The organism is Rhizobium ecuadorense, assembly GCF_001187535.1.
Lineage (GTDB): Bacteria > Pseudomonadota > Alphaproteobacteria > Rhizobiales > Rhizobiaceae > Rhizobium > Rhizobium ecuadorense.
Map to the genome: position 1 here is coordinate 1 of NZ_LFIO01001496.1, position 279 is coordinate 279.

Below are 279 nucleotides of genomic sequence, written 5' to 3' on the forward strand. Positions count from 1 at the left end.
GCTATGGAGACCGCAGCTATCATCAGATCATGGCTGACCCGCTGATTGTTTGATTTCGGCTGCGCGTGCCACAACTGTTTCAGTTTTGGGTTCGCCATCATGTCGGCAAGCGCGTTTTCGGCGATCTGTCCCATCCCGAAGTAGATGAAGTCCGCGCGGTCGAGTTCATCGACGACCGCTCGTATCCGTGCCGCTACGACAGGATCCCTGGTCATGCGCAATCCGCGCTTGATTTCCATCATGACCGGAAAGCATAGGCAGAAGTCGGCGACGTAGGAG

The 279-nt window shown here is 56.3% G+C and carries 1 pseudogene; it reads right to left on the reverse strand.

Annotated elements, in window-relative coordinates:
* Positions 1 to 242: pseudogene (locus tag AF337_RS31130) on the reverse strand (hypothetical protein); the annotation flags it as partial.
* Positions 243 to 279 lie beyond the last annotated feature (37 nt).